This is a genomic window from Caballeronia sp. ATUFL_F1_KS39 (assembly GCF_023630985.1).
Classification (GTDB): Bacteria; Pseudomonadota; Gammaproteobacteria; order Burkholderiales; family Burkholderiaceae; genus Caballeronia; species Caballeronia zhejiangensis.
This window is the reverse complement of the sequence record NZ_JALQDZ010000125.1, coordinates 1-248: the sequence shown is the minus strand read 5'-3', so window position 1 is coordinate 248 and position 248 is coordinate 1. Positions and strand designations below refer to the sequence as shown.

Sequence of the window (248 nt, the reverse complement as noted above, 5' to 3'; positions counted from 1 at the left end):
TTCCAAGCTACGACCCTGGCGAGAAAGTCGACGAAACCGTGCGCGGCGCGCGGGAACAGTGGAACCCGGTATGGGTCGTCGTCGATGGCAGCACCGACGGCAGCGCCGAGCGCCTGCTGAACATGGCCAAAACCGACCCGGGCCTGCACGTAATCGTATTGCCCGAGAACCGCGGCAAAGGCGCGGCGATTCTCGCGGGCATCGACGAAGCCGCGAAACTCGGCTTCACTCACGCACTGACGATGGAC

Annotated in this window: 1 protein-coding gene; it reads left to right on the top strand. The window is 64.5% G+C overall.

The window, feature by feature from the left end:
* Positions 1 to 248, top strand: a 248-nt coding sequence (locus tag NCR93_RS31820) for a glycosyltransferase (RefSeq protein ID WP_250532485.1), incomplete at both ends; no start/stop codon positions are given.